The organism is Haloactinospora alba, assembly GCF_006717075.1.
In the GTDB taxonomy this organism is placed as follows: Bacteria; Actinomycetota; Actinomycetes; order Streptosporangiales; family Streptosporangiaceae; genus Haloactinospora; species Haloactinospora alba.
The window spans coordinates 179,498-199,008 of record NZ_VFQC01000001.1 but is presented as its reverse complement, the minus strand read 5'-3'; the positions used below and the strand labels follow the sequence as shown (position 1 = coordinate 199,008).

Below are 19,511 nucleotides of genomic sequence, written 5' to 3'. Positions count from 1 at the left end.
CGGCGGGGCAGGCGCCCGAGGAACAGGGCCTACCCCTCCAGCTTCTCCACCTCGGCGAGCCAGGACTCCTCCAGCTCACGCTTCTGGGCCTGCAGCCCCTTGAGCTCGGAGTCCAGCTCCGCCAGACGCGTGTAGTCCTCGGCGGCCTGCGCCATCTGCTCGTGCAGCTCGGACTCGCGGGTGCCGATGCGCTCCATCCGCCGCTCGATCCGCTGGATCTCCTTGCCGATCGCGCGTTCCTCCGCGGCCGAGATCCCGGCCGAGGCGGCGGGCTGCCCGCCGGACGACTGTTCGGAGGCCTCCCGGTCCTGGCTGGGGACCGCCCCCCGGTCGCCGGCGGCGTCGCGCAGCGACAGGTACTCGTCCACCCCGCCGGGCAGGAGCGAGAGCTTGCCGTCGCCCATCAGCGCGAGGACGTGGTCGGTGATGCGCTCGAGGAAGTAGCGGTCGTGGCTGACCAGGACCAACGACCCCGGCCAGCTGTCCAGCAGGTCCTCCAGCTCGGTGAGCGTCTCGATGTCCAGGTCGTTGGTGGGCTCGTCCAGCAGCAGCACGTTGGGTTCGTTCATCAGCAGCCGCAGGAGTTGCAGGCGGCGCCGCTCCCCGCCGGAGAGGTCACCGATCGGCGTCCACTGGCGTTCGCCGCGGAACCCGAACCGCTCCAGCATGTGGCTGGCGGAGTACTCCTTCTTGCCGATGGTGACGTACTGGCGCACCTCCTCGACCGCCTCCAGCGGGCGGCGCTGCGGGTCCAGCTCCTCCAGGGTCTGCGACAGGTGCGCCAGGTTCACGGTCTTACCGTGCCGCACCGTCCCGTCGTCGGGGTCGCGCTCCTTGGCGAGGGCACGCAGCAGGGTCGTCTTCCCGGAGCCGTTCACCCCGACCAGGCCGACCCGGTCCCCGGGGCCGAGCTGCCAGGTGACCCGGTCGAGCAGGCGCTCCTCACCCCCCGTCAGGACGAGGTCCTCGACGTCGATGACGGTCTTGCCGAGCCGGGAGGTGGCGAACCGCACCAGCTCCACGGTGTCCCGGGGCGGGGGCTCGTTGGCGATCAGGGCGTTGGCCGCCTCCACCCGGAACTTGGGTTTGGACGTGCGGGCGGGGGCGCCGCGCCGCAACCAGGCGAGCTCCTTGCGCATCAGGTTCTGCCGGCGCTCCTCCGCGGCCGCGGCGAGCCGTTCGCGCTCCGCCTTGGCCAGCACGTAGGCGGCGTATCCCCCCTCGTACTGCTCCACCCGGCCGTCGACGACCTCCCAGGTGCGGTTGGTGGCGCTGTCCAGGAACCAGCGGTCGTGGGTGACGACGAGCAGGGCTTCCTTGCGCTGCCGCAGGTGGTTGGCGAGCCAGGCGATGCCCTCGATGTCCAGGTGGTTGGTGGGCTCGTCCAGCGCGATCAGGTCGTGGCTCTCGATCAGCAGCCGGGCCAGGGTGGTGCGGCGCCGCTCCCCACCGGACAGGGCCGACATGGGGGTGTCGAGGTCCCAGCCGCTGAGCAGGCCGCGCAGCACGTCGCGTGTGCGGGCGTTGCCGGCCCACTCGTGCTCGGCCATACCGCCGAGCACGTACTCTCCGACGGTCCCCTCGGGGTAGCTGTCGCTCTGGTAGAGGTAGCCGACACGCAACCCGCGGCTGTGGATCACCCGCCCCGAGTCGGGCTGGAGCAGACCCGCGACGGCCGCGACCAGTGTGGACTTGCCACCCCCGTTGCGGCCGACGATCCCGATCCGGTCGGTGTCCTCCACACCGAGCGATACGGCGTTCAGCGGCACGAGGTGGCCGTAGGCGACAGTGACGTCCTGCAGATTGACGAGGTTCATCGTCCTTCCATTGTGGTGCCCGCGCCCGGGTGGGTTGACCACACCCGCGCGCGGACGGCCTCAGACGAGGAAGAACTCACGCGCGGCCGCGGCGACGCCGGCGGTGTCCAGACCGTGGGCGCGGTCGTGGTCGGCCTGGGTTCCGTACCCGCGCACCTCCGCGTTCCGGGACACGCCCAACGAGAGCTGCCGGTGCCTGCGGTCGTGCAGCGCGGCGGCGACCTCGTGCGCCGACGTTCCCGCGAGGTAGGGCTCGACGAGCAGGATGTCGGCCTGTCCCGCCGCGGCGGTGAGCCGTCTCAGCCCTTCCCGGTCGAAGGGTCGGACCGTCGCGGTGTAGGCGACGGTGACGTCGAGGTCCCGGGTCGCGGCCAGCACCCGTTCCAGCATGGGGCCCACCGCGAGGACGACGCCGCGCGAGCGGGCGGACCCCTCCCGCACCGGGACCAGTCCCCGCCCGACGGCGTGCGGTTGTGTGTTCCCGCGTTCGCTGAGCCGCAGGTACACCCGGTCGTCACCGGGCAGGGCGCCCTCCAGCAGCCGGGCGGCCTCGTCCGCGTGTCCGGGGACATGCACCGTCCACCCAGGGAGGGTGTCGAGCAGCGCGACGTCACCGGGAGCCATGTGGGTACGGCCGTAGCCCGGTGTCTCGTAGGAACCGCCGGTGCTGGCCAGGACAGCGCCCGTCCCCTGGTGCCCCAGGTCGAGTTTGAGCTGTTCGAACGGGCGTTCCACCAGGAAGGACCCGAACGTGTGGGCGACGGGGCGCATACCGGTGAGGGCCAGCCCCCCGGCCGCGCCGATCAGTAGCTGCTCCCGGCTACCGAGGTTGACGACCCGGTCGGGATGGCGCGCCGACACCTCCGCGAACCGGTCCGCGGAGATGTCGGCCAGTAGCAGGGCGAGTCCGGGATCGGTGTCCAGTGCGGAGCTGACGACGCGCACGAACGTCTCACGCATCGGCTGGGCCACGTCGGTGGCGGTCTCCCCGGAGTGGGCTGTGGTCGCTGTCATGGTGACTCTCCTGGTGGGTGTGTCTGTCAGACGACAGTGACGACGACGGCGAGGGGGACCCCGTCGTGCGGGGCGGTGAGCGCGCCGTACAGAGCGGCGTGGTCGCGGTTGGGGACGGTGCGCGCCGACCACCCCTCCCGGGTGAAGCGCTCCGCGATACCGCCGGGCCAGCCGTGGGTGGCCGAACTGTTGTCGACGACGACGGCGGTGAGGTTCTCCAGCCCCGCCCGGCCGGCGAAGGCGATGGCCTCATGGTTGCTTCCCTCGTCGAGTTCACCGTCGCCGAGGAGTACCACGACCCGGGGGCGGTCGCGGGCCTGGGCGCGCAACCCGAGGGCGGTTCCCACTCCGAGCCCGAGGCCGTGACCCAGCGAACCGCTGGAGATCTCGGCTCCGGGGACGAGGGTGCGGTCGGGATGGTGGCCCAACGGCGAGTCGGACTCCGTCCAGTTCCGGAGGTTCCCGACGGTGAGGAAGCCTTTGGCGGCAAGGACGGCGTAGTAACCGGCGGGACCGTGCCCCTTGGAGAGCAGGAACCGGTCGCGATCCGGGTGGTCGGTGGTCTCGGGCGTGACGGTGAGGACACGGTCGTAGAGGACCCACAGCACGTCGAGGGTGGACGCGGCGGCGGCCTGGTGCTTCTCGTCCCCGGTCATCAATCCGACGAGTGCGGTGAGGTCGGCGTACCTGGAGAAAGTCGCGGTTGCCATACCGACAGACTCCTGCCTCAAGCGCGGTTGAGGTCAATGGCGGAATCCGCCTCGGTCCCACCGGAAGGGCCGACCGGGGATTCCGGGCGGCACATGGGCTCCTGCCACCGCCCGGAACCCCGCCGGTGGGCGCTTGTGCTGCTGCGCGTCGCCCCGGCACTGGAGACGCCGCTCGCGACGAACAGCGTCCGGAAACAGGACCTAGCCGACGACCGTCGCTCCGGCCACGTGGCCGTGGGCGACAACGGTGTGCTGGCAGGCGCCGGAACGCTCCAGCTCGGCGGCGAGGGCGCGGGCCGTCCCCTCGTCTCCCGCGAGGAAGGCGCACGTCGGCCCCGAGCCGGAGACGAGCGCCCCCGACGCGCCCGCAGCGCGCCCGGCCCGCAGCACGCCCTCCAGGTCCGGACGCAGCGACAGTGCCGCGCGCTGCAGGTCGTTGCTCAGCGCCGCGCCGAGCGCCGCAGCGTCGGCCGCGGCGAGTGCCCGGGTCAGTTCCGGGTCGCGGCGCGGCGCGGGCGCGTCCGGCCGCAGCCGGTCGTACTCCCCGAACACGGCACCGGTGGACAGGCCGGTCTCCGACAGCGCGAACACCCAGTGGTACCGGCCCGGACTGTCCAGAGGGGTGAGCTGCTCACCACGACCGGTCCCCACGGCGGTGCCGCCCAGCAACGGGAAGGCGACGTCACTGCCCAGTTCCGCCGCGAGGGAGCCGAGTTCCCCCTCCGACAACCCCGCGTTCCACAGTGTGTTGCATGCCACAAGAACAGCGGCGGCGTCGGCGCTTCCTCCCGCCATGCCGCCGGCGACCGGTATGTTCTTGCGCAGGTGGATTCTCCCCGGGCAGGGGCGGTCGCACGCGCCCGCGGCCAACCGGGCGGCCCGGCTGGCGAGGTTGGTTCCGTCGAGGGGGACCCCCGCCCGCGGTCCCGTTTGCGCCTCCGCGCTGAGCTGTGGCGCGTCGGGGGTGGCATGCGGCCCTGCCGCTGTGACGGTAACCTCGTCGAACAGCGAAACAGCGTGAAAGACATTGACCAGATCGTGGTATCCATCGTCGCGCGCTGGCCCCACCGCTAGCTGGAGGTTCACCTTCGCGGGTACCCGTACGGTCACGGTGTTCGGAGTGTTCACGGGTCCCAGAGCTTACCCGGTCCGGGTATGCGGCCTCGTGGCCGTGTGGCCTGCGTGGGTGGGTATCACGAGAGTTTCCCCGCTACCTTGGGGCCAGACGGAGTAAGGACACCGTCGGGGAGGGTCGCTTGCCGTCGGACGGGCTCCCGAAGGACTTGGAACCGTTGGCAGCCGGAGATCCGGCCACCATCGGTCCCTATGTGCTGGCCGGGCAACTGGGCAACGGAGGAATGGGGACGGTCTATCTCGGCCGTACCGCCGAGAAAGGCACGCATGTCGCCATCAAGGTGATTCGACCGGAACTCGCGTTCGACGAGGCCACCCGTGCCCGCTTCCATGACGAGATGGAGAACGCGCGCCGTGTCGCCTCGTTCTGCACGGCCAAGGTGCTGGACTACGGCACGTTCGAGGGGCGCCCCTACATGGTCACCGAGTACATCTCGGGTACCGCCCTGGCCGAGCACGTCGCGGAGCACGGTTCGCTCGACTCGAGCACGCTGCACGGGTTCGCGCTGGGGGTCGCCGCGGCGCTCTCGGCGATCCACCGGGCCGGGCTGGTGCACCGCGACCTGAAGCCCGCCAACGTGCTGCTGTCCCTCTCCGGGCCGCGGGTGATCGACTTCGGGATCGCCCGGGCCATGAACACGGTGACGAACCACACCCAGACCGGCATCGTCATGGGCAGCCCCGGCTGGATGGCGCCGGAGCAACTGCTGGAGGAGAAGGTCACCACCGCCGCGGACGTCTTCGCGTGGGGGTGCCTGGTGGCGTTCGCGGGCAACGGGGTCCACCCGTTCGGGAACGGCGACGCGATGACGCTGGGCAAACGCATGCTGTTCGCCGAGCCCCAGATCGGCAACCTCGACGCCCCGCTGGACCGGCTGGTCACCCAGGCGCTGGCGAAGAAGCCCGAGCACCGCCCCAAAGCCCAGGACCTGCTCCTGGAGCTCACCGGTGGCGAGGACGAGGCCAACAACAACGGCGGCGACCAGATCAGCCACGCGTTGCACCAGTCCTGGCACCCCAACCTCCCGCCGGTCCCGCCGCCACCGCAGCCCGGCCCGCCCGGGCCCCCGCCGACGCCCGCGGGCATGCCGCACCCGCCACCATCCCCGGCGGGACAGGGCCCTCCCCTGCCGCAGTACCCGGCCCAACAACCTCCGGTACCGGGGCCGCAACCACCCGCGCAGCCGGCCCCGCACCCCAACCAGCACGCAGCGCCTCCCCCGGCCCACCAGACGGGCCAGTTCAACGCGCCTCCCGTGCACCAGTCCGGACCGATCCCCCAGGTGGGACCCGACCCGCACGAGCAGGCCGCGCAGCAGCAGCGGCCCCAGCCCTACGTCCCGCCGGCGCCCCCACCACCGCAGCGCCCGTTACATCCCGCGAAGCGGCGATTGACATGGATTGTGGTGACGGCCGGCGTCGCCATCGTCCTCGTGGGCCTGCTGGTCACCGCGCTGACCCTGTTCGGGTCCAACGGGCTGGGGTTGCCCCTGAACAACGACCAGGCCCCGCAGGACACCGCGGACCAGGACGACGCCGGGGACGCCGACGCGGACGGCGACGACTCCTCCGGGGACGGTTCCGGTGGCAGCGCTTCCGGGGAGAACGCCTCCCCGGTGGAGTTCGACGCTCGGGAGTACTCCTGTGTCCCCTCGGTGGACGGACGCTCCCGCCCAGAGGGAGGGATGTACTGCGTGTTCTCGCTGGAGGTGCGCAACGTCTCCTCCGAGCCCGTCACGCTGGAGAGCGACTGGCAGCGGATCGAGGGGGGTCCGTCGGGGTCCTACACGGCTCTCGAACCGTCGGTGACCGAGTCCGAGGCGCCGCTGTGGCAACAGTTGTCCCCCCGGGAGCGGGCCGAGGGCGACCTGGTCTTCCTCGTGGAGGAGAACGCCGACCTGGAGTCGGGAGAGCTCCTCCTGTCCGGCGCCGAGGACGCGGAACCCGTCTCGGTCGACATCAGCGACATCCCGCAGGCGAGCTGAGGTCCTAACCGCCGGGGCCGTGCTCGGCGATGCGGGCGAAGGCCGTCACGTCGAGCGCTTCCCCCCGCGCTCCCGGGTCGACACCGGCCGCGCGCAGGGCCTGTTCGGCGGCGGAGGCCGAGCCGGCCCACGCGGACAGGGCCGAGCGCAGGGTCTTGCGGCGCTGCGCGAAGGCGGCGTCGATGACGGCGAAGACCTCCGCGCGGCTCGCAGTTGTGGCCACGGGTGCGCGGCGGCGCAGCTCCACCAGCCCGGAGTCGACGTGGGGCACGGGCCAGAACACGTTGCGGCTGACCGCCCCCGCGCGGCGCACCTCGGCGTACCAGGCGGCCTTGGCCGACGGCACCCCGTAGGTGCGGCTCCCCGGGGCGGCCGCGAGCCGGTCGGCCACCTCGGACTGCACCATGACGAGGACGTGGCGCAGGGACGGGAGCAGTTCCAGCAGGTGCAGCACCACCGGGACCGCGACGTTGTAGGGCAGGTTCGCCACCATGGCGGTGGGTTCGGGCCCGGGGAGCCGGGTGACACGCAGCGCGTCGGCGGTGACGACGTCGAGTTTCCCGGCCAGCGCGCCAGCACGCCGGCGGACGGTGCCGGGCAGGGCCTCGGCGAGGTCCGGGTCGGCCTCGATCGCGGTGACGTGCCCGGCGCGGGCGAGCAGCGCCAGGGTCAGCGACCCCAGACCGGGGCCGACCTCGACGACGGTGTCGTCACTGCCGACTCCGGAGGCGCGTGCGATACGGCGCACGGTTCCGGCGTCGACGACGAAGTTCTGGCCCAGTGTCTTGGTGGGGCGCAGGCCGATGTCGGCGGCGAGGCGCCGCACGTCGGCGGAGGTCAGCAGCAGACCGGTGTCGTCGGGAGTTCCGCACGGGTTCATCCCGTTATTCTGCCAGCTCGCGCGGGCACGCGGCCCGGCCGCTCCGGCTGACCGCGTGGGACCGGGGTTCGCGCGTTCCCGCCACTGCGGACATAATGAGACCGAACGTTGTTCTAATCAGAGGGGGTGCCACGCATGGGTCCGCTTGCGGGTGTTCGTGTCGTGGAGTTCGGCGGGATCGGTCCCGGGCCGATGGCGGCCATGCTGCTGGCCGACCTCGGCGCCAGTGTCATCCGGGTGGACCGCCCCGAGGCGGCCGAGGCGGCCCGGCACGGCCAGGGGCCGCACATGAGCGCCGGGCGGCCCATCATGGGGCTCGACCTCAAGAGCGAGGAGGACCTCGCCACCGCCCGGAGAGTGGTCGCGGCGGCGGACGTGCTGCTGGAGGGGTTCCGCCCCGGCGTCATGGAACGGCGCGGGCTGGGCCCCGAGGTGTGCCACGCGGACAACCCGGGCCTGGTGTACGCGCGGATGACGGGCTGGGGCCAGGACGGCCCGCTCGCGCACACCGCCGGGCACGACATGAACTACATCGCCCTGAACGGTGTGCTGCACACCATCGGACGCCAGGGGGAGGCACCGGTGCCGCCGGTGAACCTGCTCGGCGACTTCGGCGGCGGCAGCATGTTCGCGGTCACCGGCATTCTCAGTGCCCTGGTGGAGCGCGCCACCTCCGGCCGGGGACAGGTGGTGGACGCCGCGATGGTGGACGGCAGCGCCCTCCTCACCGCCATGATCCACGAGGACCGCCGGCGGGGCGCGTGGAGCGACGAACGCGGCACCAACTATCTGGACACCGGCGCCCCCTGGTACGACGTCTACGAGTGCGCCGACGGCCGCCACGTCGCGGTGGGCTGCATCGAGCCGCAGTTCTACGCGGCGTTCCTGGAGGGGATCGGCCTGGACCAGGCCGACCTCCCCGACCAGTGGGACCGGGAGCGGTGGCCGGAGCTGCGGGAGCGGTTCGCCGCGGTGCTGCGGACCAGGACCCGCGACGAGTGGGCCGAGCTCCTCGGCGGCACGGAGGCGTGCGTACAGCCGGTGCTCTCCGCACCGGAGGCGGCCCGGCACCCGCACGTCGCCGCCCGCGGTTCCCTCGCGGGAGACGGGGACGGCCTCTATCCCGGCCCCGCGCCGCGGTTCGACCGCACCCCGGGAGCGGCCACCCGCGACCCGGAGTTTCCCACCCCCACGCTCGAGGACACCCTCGCCCAGTGGGGTGTGGACACCTGAGGCCGGGCAGCGGTCAGGCGAGGCCGAAGGCGCGGCGCGCGTTGTCCGCCACCAGCTCAGCCAGCTTGTCCTCGGCCAGGTCCTTCGCCTCGGCCACGGCCCGCAGCGTGTGCGGAACCAGATAGGGGGCGTTGGGCCTCCCCCGGTAGGGGCGGGGGGTGAGGAACGGCGCGTCCGTCTCCACCAGCAGCAGCTCCGCCGGGGCCGCGGCGACGGCCTCCCGCAGCTCGGTCGCGCTGGCGAAGGTGACGTTGCCCGCGAAACTCATGAAGTAGCCGTTGTGGGCGCACACCTCGGCGAGGTCGGCGTCGCCGGAGAAACAGTGGAAGATCACCCGCTCCGGGGCGCCCTCCTCGTCGAGGACGCGCAGCACGTCGTCGTGGGCCTGGCGGTCGTGGATCATCAGCGCCTTGTCGTGCCGCTTGGCGAGCTCGACGTGGCGGCGGAACGACTCCTGCTGCGCCTGCACCCCCTCCTCGCCGGTGCGGAAGTAGTCCAGGCCGGTCTCACCGACGGCGCGGACCTCCTCCGCCGCGGCCAGCTGGTCGATCTCGGCCACGGCCTCGTCCAGTCCGGCCGTGCCGCCCGCCGGGCGGAGCTTGCCGGCCCAGTCGGTCTCGTCCACCTCGACGCCGGGGGCGCCGTCGCCGTACACGATCCGCGGCGCCTCGTTGGGGTGCAGCGCCACGGCCGCCCACACGTCGCCGGGGTGGTGGCGGGCGGTGTCCACCGCCCAACGCGCCCCCGCCACGTCGCACCCGACCTGGACCAGCGGGCGCACCCCCACGTCGGCCGCGTCGGCGATGATCCGCTCCACCGGCGGGTCCTGCATGTCCATGTGGGTGTGGCTGTCCGGAACGGCTGCCCCCAACGATTCGGGCGCGGGGGGCGGCGCCGACGCGTTCCGGTTGCGCACGGCCTGACCACTGCGTTTACCCATCCCTAGTACTCCCGGAAAGCGTGGAACACGAAAAACGGCGGACCATCCGGTAGAACGGTCCGCCGCCGCTGGTATTCCCGTTACCCGACGCCGGTCGGGGAACGGGGTGGTGTCCGGTTCCCGGCCGGCGGACGCTGTCCGCCGGCCGGTCCCTAATCGGCCTGGTTCTCCAGCCGCGCCAGTTCCTCGTCCACCACGCTCTGGTCCAGCTTGGCGAACAGCGGCGTCGGCGCGGACAGCGGCGTCCCGGGCTGGACGGGCACCGGTTCCCACGTGGCCTGGTCGGTGGCGTAGTCCCCGGTGATCACGGGGTAGGTGGAGGTGCCGTCCTCCCCGCCGATGGAGTCCACGGCCTCCTCCAGCCGCGGCATCCCGGCCCACACTCCGGTCCCGCCCAGCATCGCGTGCACCTTGTTGGACGACTCCGGGAGGAAGGGGGTGAGCAGCGTCTTCGCGTCACTGACCAGTTGCAGCGCGACGTGCAGCACCGTGCGCATCCGGTCCGGGTCGGTCTTCTTCAGCGCCCACGGCGCCTGTTCGGAGAGGTACTTGTTGGCCTCGGCGACGGCCCGCATCGCCTCCTGCAGGCCGGCTTTGAACCGCGAACGCTGCAGGTGCCCGCCAACCGTGTCGAACGCCGCCCTCACCTCGGCCAGCACGGCGTGGTCCTCGTCGGTGAACCCGCCCGGTTCCGGAACCTCCCCGATGTTCTTGGCCGCCAGGGAGATGGCGCGGTGCACCAGGTTGCCCCAGGTGGCGACGAGTTCGTCGTTGTTCCGGCGGACGAACTCGGACCAGGTGAAGTCGGTGTCCTGGGTCTCCGGTCCGGCGGCGATGATGTAGTACCGCAGGGCGTCGGCGGAGTAGCGCTGCAGGAAGTCCCGGACGTAGACGGCCACCCGCCGGGAGGAGGAGAACTTGCGCCCCTCCATGGTGAGGAACTCGCTGGAGACCACCTCGCTCGGCAGGTTCAGCGCGCCCAGCGAGCCCGGGGTGCCCCCGTTGTCGCCGGCGCCGCTGTAGCCCATGAGCATCGCCGGCCAGATCTCGGAGTGGAAGACGATGTTGTCCTTGCCCATGAAGTAGTAGGACTCGGCGTCGGCCTCCTGCCACCAGCGGCGCCACGCCTCGGGATCGCCGGTCCGGTTGGCCCACTCGATCGAGGCGGACAGGTAGCCGATGACGGCGTCGAACCACACGTAGAGGCGTTTGTTCGCCTCCTCGCTCCAGCCCTCCAGCGGGATCGGCACGCCCCAGTCGAGGTCGCGGCTGATCGCCCGGGGTTGCATGTCGTCGAGCAGGTTCAGGGAGAACTTGAGGACGTTGGGCCGCCACTGTCCGTTCTTGGACCTCAGGTACTTCCCCAGGACCTCGGCGAACGCCGGGAGGTCCAGCATGAAGTGCTCGGTGTCGATGAACTCCGGTTTCTCGCCGTTGACCTTGGAGTGGGGGTCGATCAGGTCCACGGGGTCGAGCTGGTTCCCGCAGTTGTCGCACTGGTCCCCGCGGGCGCCCGCGGCACCGCAGATCGGGCACTCCCCCTCGATGTAACGGTCCGGCAGGGTGCGCCCGGTGGACGGGGACACGGCGCCCTTGGTGGTGCGCGCGAAGATGTACCCGTTGTCGTACAGGCCGGTGAACAGTTCCTGCACCACGCGGTAGTGGTTGGCGGTGGTGGTACGGGTGAACAGGTCGTAGGACAGCCCGAGCGACACCAGGTCCTCGGCGATGACCCGGTTGTAGCGGTCGGCCAGCTCCCGCGCGGTGATCCCCTCCTGCTCCGCACGCACCAGCACGGGGGTGCCGTGCTCGTCGGTGCCGCTGACCATCAGCACGTGGTGGCCCGACATTCGCTGGAAGCGGGCGAAGACGTCGGAGGGAACCCCGAACCCGGACACGTGCCCAATGTGGCGGGGCCCGTTGGCGTAGGGCCAGGCCACCCCGGTCAGAATGTGGCGTTTCGACGACATGGCCACAAGCCTAGTCGCGATTCCGGACGCGGGCACACCGTTTCCGTCGTTCCGGTGGAGCGGTGGAGGTACCGGTCCGGGACGACAGGGCGCGCGGGGCTCGGTAGTGTGATCCCCTGAACTTCCCAGTCGTAGTAGGTTGACGATGGCTCCGCGGCGTTACCGCTCCGGGGCTGTGGTGAACGGCCAGCGCACGAAGGCGACCGCCACGGCCTCCCGCGCGTTGGTCCTGCTGCTGGCCGCAGCCGCCGTACTGGCCGGGGCGCCGGTACCGCACCCTCCCGGCGCGCAGTCGGACGCGCACCACCGGCCGGACCGTACGGTCGCTGCGGCGGCCCCGCTGCCGCCGCCCGTCGCCTACACACGTCACGACCCGGGGACCGCTACCGCGGCGGTACCGCCCGGTGGCGGGGACCAGCGTCCCGCAGCGCGGGACCTTCCCGAGGGCTACGCGCCCGCGCACGGGCTTCTTCCCCACCGCGCGGGCCCGTGGGTACGTGTCCCGCTTCCACAGGCCGCCGGCGCTTCGCCGACGCCCGTGGCGCCCGGTCTGCCGCTTGGCCGGGACCCGCCTCCCACCGTGCGCGTGTGACCCTGTTCTCCGACTTCCGCGGAGAGACCCCCAAGTATCCACGGCGACGTGAGAGGTAGTTTCCATTGTCCAGTCAGGCGGGAGGCGGGACGCGCATGCTGCGCGGCATCGTCTCCCTCATCATCGTGGTCGCCGCCTTCGGCGCCGCGTGGTTCATCCCGCCGAAGCTGGGGCTCGACCTCAGCGGCGGCACACAGATCATCCTGGAGACCCAGGACGCCGAGGACGGAACCGAGGCCAACGCCGAGAACACCGACCAGGTCATCGAGGTACTGCGCCAGCGCATCGACGACATCGGGGTCAGTAAGGCCACCATGTCGCGGTCGGGAAGCGACCGGATCATCGTCGAGCTGCCGGGTGTGCAGGACCCGACCGAGGCGGCCGAGATCCTCGGGCAGACCGCCCAACTGTCCTTCCACCCCGTGCTCGGCTCGAAGGGCCAACAGGGCGGCTCGGGCGGAATGCCCGGCCTCGGCGGAGCACCCGGCGGCGGGGCACCCGGCGGCGGAGCTCCCGGCGGTGACTCGGCGAACCCGCCGGACAACGCCAACGCCCCCACGGACGGCTCCGGTGGCGGCAGCGACGGCTCCGGCGGCGACGGCGGAGGCGACGGCTCCGGCGGCGGGGGCGGCCAGGACCCCTCGGACATGTCCCAGGAGGAACTGCAGGACATGCTCCAGCAACAGCAGGGTGGCGGCCAGGGCGGTGCGCAGCCCGCCGAGAACCCGGACAACGTGGTCAAGGAGCTCCCCGACGACCAGGGGGAGGTGCTCCAGCTCGGTAAGACGGCGATCAAGGGCAACAAGGTCAACAGCGCCGACGCCGTCCTCGACCAGCAGACCCAGACCCAGTGGCAGGTCAACGTCGACTTCGAGGGCAAGGGCCGGGGCCAGTGGAAGGACCTCACCGGCAAGGCCGCCTGTAACCCGGCGGGCGACCCCAAACGGCGGGTCGCCATCGTGCTGGACGACGAGATCATCTCCGCCCCGGAGGTGAACCAGGACGTGGCCTGCGACGCCGGCATGTCCGGCGGACAGACCACGATCACGAGCTCCCAGTTCGACCAGGAGAGCGCCAACGACCTCGCCGTGCTCATCGAGGGCGGTTCGCTCCCGCTGCCGGTCAGCGAGGTGCAACGGCAGACGGTCGGACCCACCCTGGGCGCAGAGGCGATCAAGGCGAGCTTCATCGCCGGTGGGATCGGTCTGCTGCTCACCGCGGCCTACATCTGCGTCGCCTACCGCCTGGTGGGCTTCCTCGCCTCGGCCGCGCTGGCGTGCTACACCCTGATCGCCTACGCGGCGCTGGTCGCGTTGAACGCCACCCTCACCCTGCCCGGGCTGGCCGGTTTCGTCCTGGCGATCGGCATGGCGATCGACGCGAACGTGCTCATATTCGAACGAGCGCGGGAGGAGCACCAGCGCCAGGAGAAGACCTACGCCGCGAACAAGTCGGCCGGCATGGCCGAAGGATCCGAGCAGGACTCCGAACAGGCGGAGGGGGCGCTGTCCTCCCGGCGCCGGCGCCGGGCGATCCCGCCCAACCTGCAGAAGGCGTTCCTGTCGGGGACGCAGAAGGCGTGGAGCGCGGTCATCGACACCAACATCACCACGCTGATCGCGGCCGCGCTGCTGTTCTTCTTCGCCTCCGGGACCGTGCAGGGCTTCGGCGTGACGCTGGGGCTGGGCACGATCGTGTCGATGATCTCGGCGCTCGTCATCGCGCGGGTGCTCGTGGAATGGGCGGTGCGCCGCAAGGTGGTACGCGACCACCCGCGCCTCTCCGGGATCTCCAAGATCAGCAAGGTCCGCTCCTGGCTGACCGAGCGCAACCCCAACCTGATGAAACGCAGCGGACTCTGGCTGGGGATCGCCGGCGCGGTGGCCGTCGTCGCGGTGCTGGGCGTGCTGATCCGCACACCCAACTTCGGTGTGGAGTTCACCGGCGGCCGCGTCATGGACTTCACCACCGAGCAGACCGTCAGCGTCGAGGACGCCCGCCAGGAGATCACCGACGCCGGGTTCCCGAACGCCGTGGTGCAGAAGTCGGGCGACGGCGACATCTCGGTGCGCACCGGTCCCATATCCGACGGGGAAGCCGAGACGATCGAGAACTCCCTGAGCGACAGCGCCGGGGGGGTCGACCGGCTCAGTGACGAGAAGATCGGCCCGAGCATGGGCAACGAGCTGCGGAACAAGGCGCTCATCGCGCTGGGGGCCGCGCTCGCCCTGCAGATGGTGTACCTGGCGTGGCGGTTCCGGTGGTCGTTCGGCCTGTCCACGATGCTGGCGCTGGCCTTCGACATCACCGTCGTGATCGGGTTGTTCTGCTGGCTGGGCAAGTCGATCGACGGGGTGTTCCTCGCGGCGATCCTCAGCGTCATCGGTTTCTCGGTGAACGACTCCGTGGTGACGTTCGACCGGGTGCGCGACGAGTGGGCCAACGACTCCCGCTCGACGTTCTCCCGGATCACCAACACGGCGTTGCTGCACACCCTGCCGCGGACGGTCAACACCACCATCGGCGGGTTGTTCATCCTGGGCACGCTCGCGATCTTCGGTGGAGCGTCCCTGACGGACTTCTCCATCGCGATGCTCGTGGGCCTGGTGTCGGGTGTGTTCTCCACACTGTTCGTGGCCTCGCCGCTGGCGATCTGGCTGCAGCGGTGGGACACGACCCCGCCGCCGCACGAGGTCCGGGAGAAGAAGACCAAGCAGCGCAAGGAGCTGCGCACCGCCAGGGAGCAGAGCGACGGCGCCGTCGTCTGACTCGTGTACCGTCCCCGCGCCGCGGGGACCACCACCCAGCGGCCGGGTCCGGTTACGGGCCCGGCCGCCGCTCTGCGGCCCGTTCGACGGCCGCTGGCCGTGGCGAGCGGCACCGACGCTCGCGCACGCGCCCGTCGGCTCCGAGGAGTGGCGGGCACTGTTCGCCACGAGCCGCGCGACCAGCGCCGCGCAGCAGGACGAGCGTCCGAAGAACAGGCCCTAGCGGTGCGCGGCGTCGTACACCTCGCGTTTGGGCACCCCGAGTTCCCCGGCGACCTGTTGGACGGCGTCCTTGCGGCTCAGACCGCCGGCCTCCCGTTCGGCGACGGCGGCCGCGAGGTCGTCCGGGTCGCGGCTCACCGGCCGGGACTCGGCCCCGGCCACCACCACGGTGACCTCACCGCGCACCTCCCGCGCCCAAGAGGCGAGTTCGGACAGGGTGCCGCGGCGCACCTCCTCGTGGGTCTTGGTGAGCTCGCGGCACACCGCGGCCCTGCGGTCGGCACCGAACGCCTCGGCCATGGCGGCCAGGGTCGCGCCGACGCGCCGGGGGCTCTCGAAGAACACCAGGGTCCGGCTCTCCCGGGCCAGTTCGGCGAACCGGCCCGCCTGGCCCTTGCGGGGCGGGAAGCCCTCGAAACAGAACCGGTCGCTGGGGAGCCCGGACAGGGCGAGGGCGGTGGTGACCGCCGACGGTCCGGGGATGGCGGTCACCGGCACCCCCGCATCGGCGCAGGCGTTCACCAGCCGGTATCCGGGGTCGGACACGGCGGGCATCCCGGCGTCGGTCACCATGAGCACGTCGTTGCCCGCGCGCAGCTCCTCCAGGAGTTCACCCGCGCGGCGGTTCTCGTTGGCGTCGTAGTAGGACACCACGCGGGCTCCCGCCTCTCCCCCGAGCCGGACACCTGCGCGGGAGGCGAACCGGCGCAGTCGGCGGGTATCCTCCGCCGCGATGATCCGGGCGCTGTGCAACGCCTCCAGCAGGCGCGGCTGTGCGTCCTCCTGGTTACCGATGGGGAGGCCGGCGAGCGTGAGAATCCCCGGCTCTTCCGCAACAGTGGCCCATCCGGACACGTTCCACCCCATCCACGACCATTACGGTTGACCTAGCCCCGGACCCGACTGCCCGGTAAGCTTCCGCCATCTTCGGCCCTAACTTTAAGAGCGAGATGACCACCACCGCACTTTCCGCCGAATCCGAGGCACACCCACCGCCGGCACCGCCCCTCCGCTCACGGCTCGTACCGCCCATGCCCAGACCGGCCTGGGCGGGTTGGCTCGGCGCCGTCCTGGTCGCGCTGTTCGCGGGGGCGCTGCGGTTCCTCGACCTCGGCACGCCGGCGCGTATCTACTTCGACGAGACGTACTACGCCAAGGACGCGTTCTCGCTGTGGAACTACGGCTACGAGCACAGCACGGTCGAGAACGCCGACGAGCTCCTCGCCCAGGGGAAGCAGGCGATCTGGACGGGCGGCAGCGACTTCGTCGTCCACCCGCCGCTGGGCAAGTGGATGATCGCTCTCGGCGACTGGGTGTGGGGGGTGCTGCCGTTCGGCGCCTCCATGTCCCCCATGGGGTGGCGCCTCGCCGCGGCCGTCGTGGGCACCCTGTCCGTGCTGGTCCTGGTGCGTGTCGCGACGCGGATGACGCGCTCGTGGGTGCTGGGGTGCGCCGCCGGGCTCATCATGGCGCTGGACGGGTTGCACTTCACGATGAGCCGGCTGGCGATGCTGGACATCTTCCTCACGTTCTGGATCCTCGCCGGTTTCGCGTTCCTGGTGCTGGACCGGGACCGCACCCGGGCCAGGCTGGCCGGTCTGGCCGACTCGGGCGCGGCGCTGTCCGGGTGGCTCGGCATGCGCTGGTGGCGGATCGCCGCGGGAGTGTGTTTCGGCCTGGCGGTCGGAACGAAATGGTCGGCGCTGTTCTACATCGCGGCGTTCGGCCTGCTCACCGTGGCATGGGACTACGGCGCCCGACGCACCACCGGTCAACGGCACGTGGCGCGTCGCTGGTTCGTGTTCGACGCGGTGCCGGCGTTCCTCCAGACCGTGGGTGTGGCGGCCGCGGTGTACCTCGCCACGTGGAGCGGGTGGTTCACCACCTCCGGCGGCCACAACCGCCAGTGGGGGGCCGAGCACGCCGGGGCGCTGGCCGACTCCCCCGGCTGGCTGCAGGCTCCGGTGAACGCGCTGCGCAGCCTGTTCACGTACCACTCCGAGATCATGTCGTACCACAGTTCGCTGTCCGAGCCGCACGACTTCGCGTCCAAACCCTGGGACTGGATCGTCATGCGCATACCGGTGGCGTTCTTCTACGACGGGGAGGGCAGCGACTGCGACGCCACGTCGTGCTCCAGCGCGATCCTCGGAGTCGGGACCCCGGCCGTGTGGTGGCTGGGTATCGTCGCGCTGCTGGTGATGCTCGTCTGGTGGGTGGTCTACCGGGACTGGCGCGCCGGGGCCGTGCTGTTGGGCGCGGCCGCGGGATGGCTCCCGTGGTTCGCCTACCCGGACCGGACGATGTTCGTGTTCTACGCCCTGCCGATGCTGCCGTTCCTCGCGTTGGCCATCGTGCTGGCGATAGGGCTGGTCATCGGCCAGAGGGGCGCGGGAAGCGCGGACGGTACGGACGGTTCCGTTCCCGGACGCTCCCCGTGGGCCCGCGTCGCCGGCGGTGTGGTGTTCGGGGTGGTACTGCTCCTGGTCATCGCCAACTTCACCTACCTGTACCCGGTGCTGAGCGCCCAGTCCATCCCGTACGAGGCGTGGTCGGACCGGATGTGGTTCGACACCTGGATCTACGGCAGCGCCGGGCCCGACTAGGTCCTGTTCGGTGGACGCTGGCCCTGTTCCGGACAGTGCTGTTATGACCGCGGAAAGCACAGCCACGGGGGGTTGAGTCTCGGCACAGCCCACTCCGTGGTGGTAAGCTGACGCCTGGTTGCGGTTGTAGTTTCCACGGATGCCCCAGGCGCCTCGCGAAACTTCACGTGGGCGCTGGTCGGTGGGCGGAGATCCCCAGGCGGGCGCTCGGCAACCCGGAACCAGCAGGGTGCGGTTCCGCAGCAGTCCGCAAAGGGAGAGCAGATGGCTCAGGGCACCGTGAAGTGGTTCAACTCTGAGAAGGGTTTCGGGTTCATCGCTGTCGACGGTGGTGGTCCCGACGTGTTCGTGCACTACTCGGCGATCGCGGGTACCGGCTTCCGGAACCTGGAAGAGAACCAGGCGGTGGAGTTCGAGGTCACCCAGAGCCCGAAGGGCCCGCAGGCGTCCAACGTCCGTTCACTCTGACATACCGGTGAGCCGCCGCCAGGCGGCGCACCGCATGCGTGTCGTGTCACGGCCCCCACCCGTCGGGCGGGGGCCGTCGGTGTGCCCGCTGGGGCACCGGCGGGGGTCACGCGCGCGGCGGGTCGGAGAGGTCCTCGTCTTCCCGGGTGTCGAGGGTGCCGTTGGCGGCGCGGAGTTCCCGTACCTCCGCGCTGAGCCGGGTCACCTGTGTGGTGAGGGTTTCCAACTGGGTCATGACGGCCTCGTGCTGGCGGAGTTCCAGTTCCTGGTCCTCCTCCCAGCGTTCCTCGCTGACCTCGTGCTGCATCGAGGTGACGATCACACCGATGACCAGGTTGAGCACGATGAAGGCGCTGACCACGATGTAGCCGACGAAGAAGATCCAGGCCATGGGGTGCTGCTGGAGCACCGGTTCGGCCACGTCGGGCCAGTCCTCGGTGGTCAGCAGGATGAACATGCTGTACAGCGTCGTTCCGAGGTCACCGAACCGTTCGGGGTCGGTCTCGTGGAACATCTTCTCGCCGAGCACCGCCCCGGTGTAGACGATGATCAGCAGCAGGCCGATGACGGTTCCCAGGCCGGGGACGGACCGGAACAGGGCCGAGACGATCACCCGCATCTGCGGCATCACGCTGATGAGCCGCAGGATGCGCAGGATGCGCAGCAGCCGCAGCACGGAGAAGCTCCCGGAGGAGGGAACCAGCGCGATCGCGACGACGGCGGTGTCGAACCAGTTCCACGGGTCGCGGAAGAACGAGGGTCCGCGGGCGTAGAGCTTCAACGCCAGTTCGAACGTGAAAAACGCCACGAAGAGGTGTTCCGCGGTGGCGAAGAGGGCGTCACCGCCCTCGATCTCGTCCCGGTAGGTCTCCACACCCAGCGCGACGGCGTTGAGTACGATCACCGTGATGATCGTGTTCTGGAACCACTGCGCGTCCACGACCCGGGACACCCGGGCCCGCAGCGTGCCTTCCACCACCGGTATCCCCCCGCACCACAGCGTCTGGCGTCAGCGCCCTATGAGCCTCACCAACCCTAATACCAGCCCCGTGGGCGCATCGGCGAGCGCCCGGAATACGGCGGCAGTGGGGCGCCGGGACCGTTCCGGCGTGGCCCGCTGTCCGCTCACCCACCACGAGCGGTTAATCTGCGAGGGAGGCGAGCCGGCCACG

General features: G+C 71.0%; 15 protein-coding genes. 6 read left to right on the top strand and 9 right to left on the bottom strand.

All coding sequences use genetic code 11. The features are described 5' to 3' along the window. Positions 1-29: 29 nt before the first annotated feature. The 4 genes from FHX37_RS00920 to FHX37_RS00905 form a co-directional block, all read right to left on the bottom strand. A complete protein-coding gene (locus FHX37_RS00920) occupies positions 30-1,817 on the bottom strand; it encodes an ABC-F family ATP-binding cassette domain-containing protein (RefSeq protein ID WP_141921585.1) in 1,788 nt (595 codons plus the stop codon). A 60-nt stretch (positions 1,818-1,877) separates the two neighbouring features. Further along, positions 1,878-2,777, bottom strand: a complete 900-nt coding sequence (locus tag FHX37_RS00915; RefSeq protein WP_141924934.1) for a transketolase family protein — start codon at positions 2,775-2,777, stop codon at positions 1,878-1,880. An 80-nt stretch (positions 2,778-2,857) separates the two neighbouring features. Next, positions 2,858-3,541, bottom strand: coding sequence for a thiamine pyrophosphate-dependent enzyme (locus FHX37_RS00910; protein WP_141921584.1), 684 nt, complete (start codon positions 3,539-3,541; stop codon positions 2,858-2,860). A gap of 201 nt (positions 3,542-3,742) precedes the next feature. Continuing rightward, positions 3,743-4,669 (bottom strand): 4-(cytidine 5'-diphospho)-2-C-methyl-D-erythritol kinase, encoded by a 927-nt coding sequence (locus FHX37_RS00905; protein ID WP_141921583.1) that lies wholly within the window; start codon positions 4,667-4,669, stop codon positions 3,743-3,745. Positions 4,670-4,797: 128 nt separating this feature from the next. Here FHX37_RS00905 and FHX37_RS00900 point away from each other — a divergent pair, with 128 nt between their 5' ends. After that, positions 4,798-6,660 carry a serine/threonine-protein kinase gene (locus tag FHX37_RS00900; protein WP_141921582.1) on the top strand — a complete coding sequence of 621 codons (1,863 nt, stop codon included), beginning with the start codon at positions 4,798-4,800 and terminating at the stop codon, positions 6,658-6,660. Positions 6,661-6,664: 4 nt separating this feature from the next. Here FHX37_RS00900 and rsmA read toward each other — a convergent pair whose 3' ends face one another. Then, on the bottom strand, positions 6,665-7,540 hold the full coding sequence (rsmA, locus tag FHX37_RS00895; protein WP_141921581.1) for a 16S rRNA (adenine(1518)-N(6)/adenine(1519)-N(6))-dimethyltransferase RsmA: 876 nt from the start codon (positions 7,538-7,540) through the stop codon (positions 6,665-6,667). A 135-nt stretch (positions 7,541-7,675) separates the two neighbouring features. Here rsmA and FHX37_RS00890 point away from each other — a divergent pair, with 135 nt between their 5' ends. Then, on the top strand, positions 7,676-8,773 hold the full coding sequence (locus FHX37_RS00890) for a CaiB/BaiF CoA transferase family protein (RefSeq protein ID WP_141921580.1): 1,098 nt from the start codon (positions 7,676-7,678) through the stop codon (positions 8,771-8,773). Positions 8,774-8,786: 13 nt separating this feature from the next. Here the strand turns inward: FHX37_RS00890 and FHX37_RS00885 are convergent, their stop codons facing one another. Both FHX37_RS00885 and metG read right to left on the bottom strand, forming a co-directional pair. Then, positions 8,787-9,713 (bottom strand): TatD family hydrolase, encoded by a 927-nt coding sequence (locus FHX37_RS00885; protein ID WP_141921579.1) that lies wholly within the window; start codon positions 9,711-9,713, stop codon positions 8,787-8,789. Between the two features lie 152 nt (positions 9,714-9,865). Further along, the gene (gene metG, locus FHX37_RS00880; RefSeq protein WP_141921578.1) at positions 9,866-11,683 is read right to left on the bottom strand and encodes a methionine--tRNA ligase; all 1,818 of its coding nucleotides are present in this window, start codon (positions 11,681-11,683) and stop codon (positions 9,866-9,868) included. A 145-nt stretch (positions 11,684-11,828) separates the two neighbouring features. Here metG and FHX37_RS00875 point away from each other — a divergent pair, with 145 nt between their 5' ends. Beyond that, a complete protein-coding gene (locus tag FHX37_RS00875) occupies positions 11,829-12,275 on the top strand; it encodes a hypothetical protein (protein WP_141921577.1) in 447 nt (148 codons plus the stop codon). 65 nt (positions 12,276-12,340) lie between these two features. Beyond that, positions 12,341-15,043, top strand: coding sequence for a protein translocase subunit SecD (gene secD / locus FHX37_RS00870; protein ID WP_141921576.1), 2,703 nt, complete (start codon positions 12,341-12,343; stop codon positions 15,041-15,043). A 219-nt stretch (positions 15,044-15,262) separates the two neighbouring features. On the opposite strand, the gene rsmI is transcribed toward secD, so the two are convergent. Next, the gene (rsmI, locus tag FHX37_RS00865) at positions 15,263-16,132 is read right to left on the bottom strand and encodes a 16S rRNA (cytidine(1402)-2'-O)-methyltransferase (protein WP_211351714.1); all 870 of its coding nucleotides are present in this window, start codon (positions 16,130-16,132) and stop codon (positions 15,263-15,265) included. A gap of 83 nt (positions 16,133-16,215) precedes the next feature. Here rsmI and FHX37_RS00860 point away from each other — a divergent pair, with 83 nt between their 5' ends. After that, positions 16,216-17,871, top strand: a complete 1,656-nt coding sequence (locus tag FHX37_RS00860) for a dolichyl-phosphate-mannose--protein mannosyltransferase (protein WP_141921575.1) — start codon at positions 16,216-16,218, stop codon at positions 17,869-17,871. A gap of 264 nt (positions 17,872-18,135) precedes the next feature. Further along, positions 18,136-18,339, top strand: coding sequence for a cold-shock protein (locus FHX37_RS00855; protein WP_141921574.1), 204 nt, complete (start codon positions 18,136-18,138; stop codon positions 18,337-18,339). 106 nt (positions 18,340-18,445) lie between these two features. On the opposite strand, the gene FHX37_RS00850 is transcribed toward FHX37_RS00855, so the two are convergent. Further along, positions 18,446-19,315, bottom strand: a complete 870-nt coding sequence (locus FHX37_RS00850; RefSeq protein WP_246061965.1) for an ion transporter — start codon at positions 19,313-19,315, stop codon at positions 18,446-18,448. Positions 19,316-19,511: the final 196 nt, after the last annotated feature.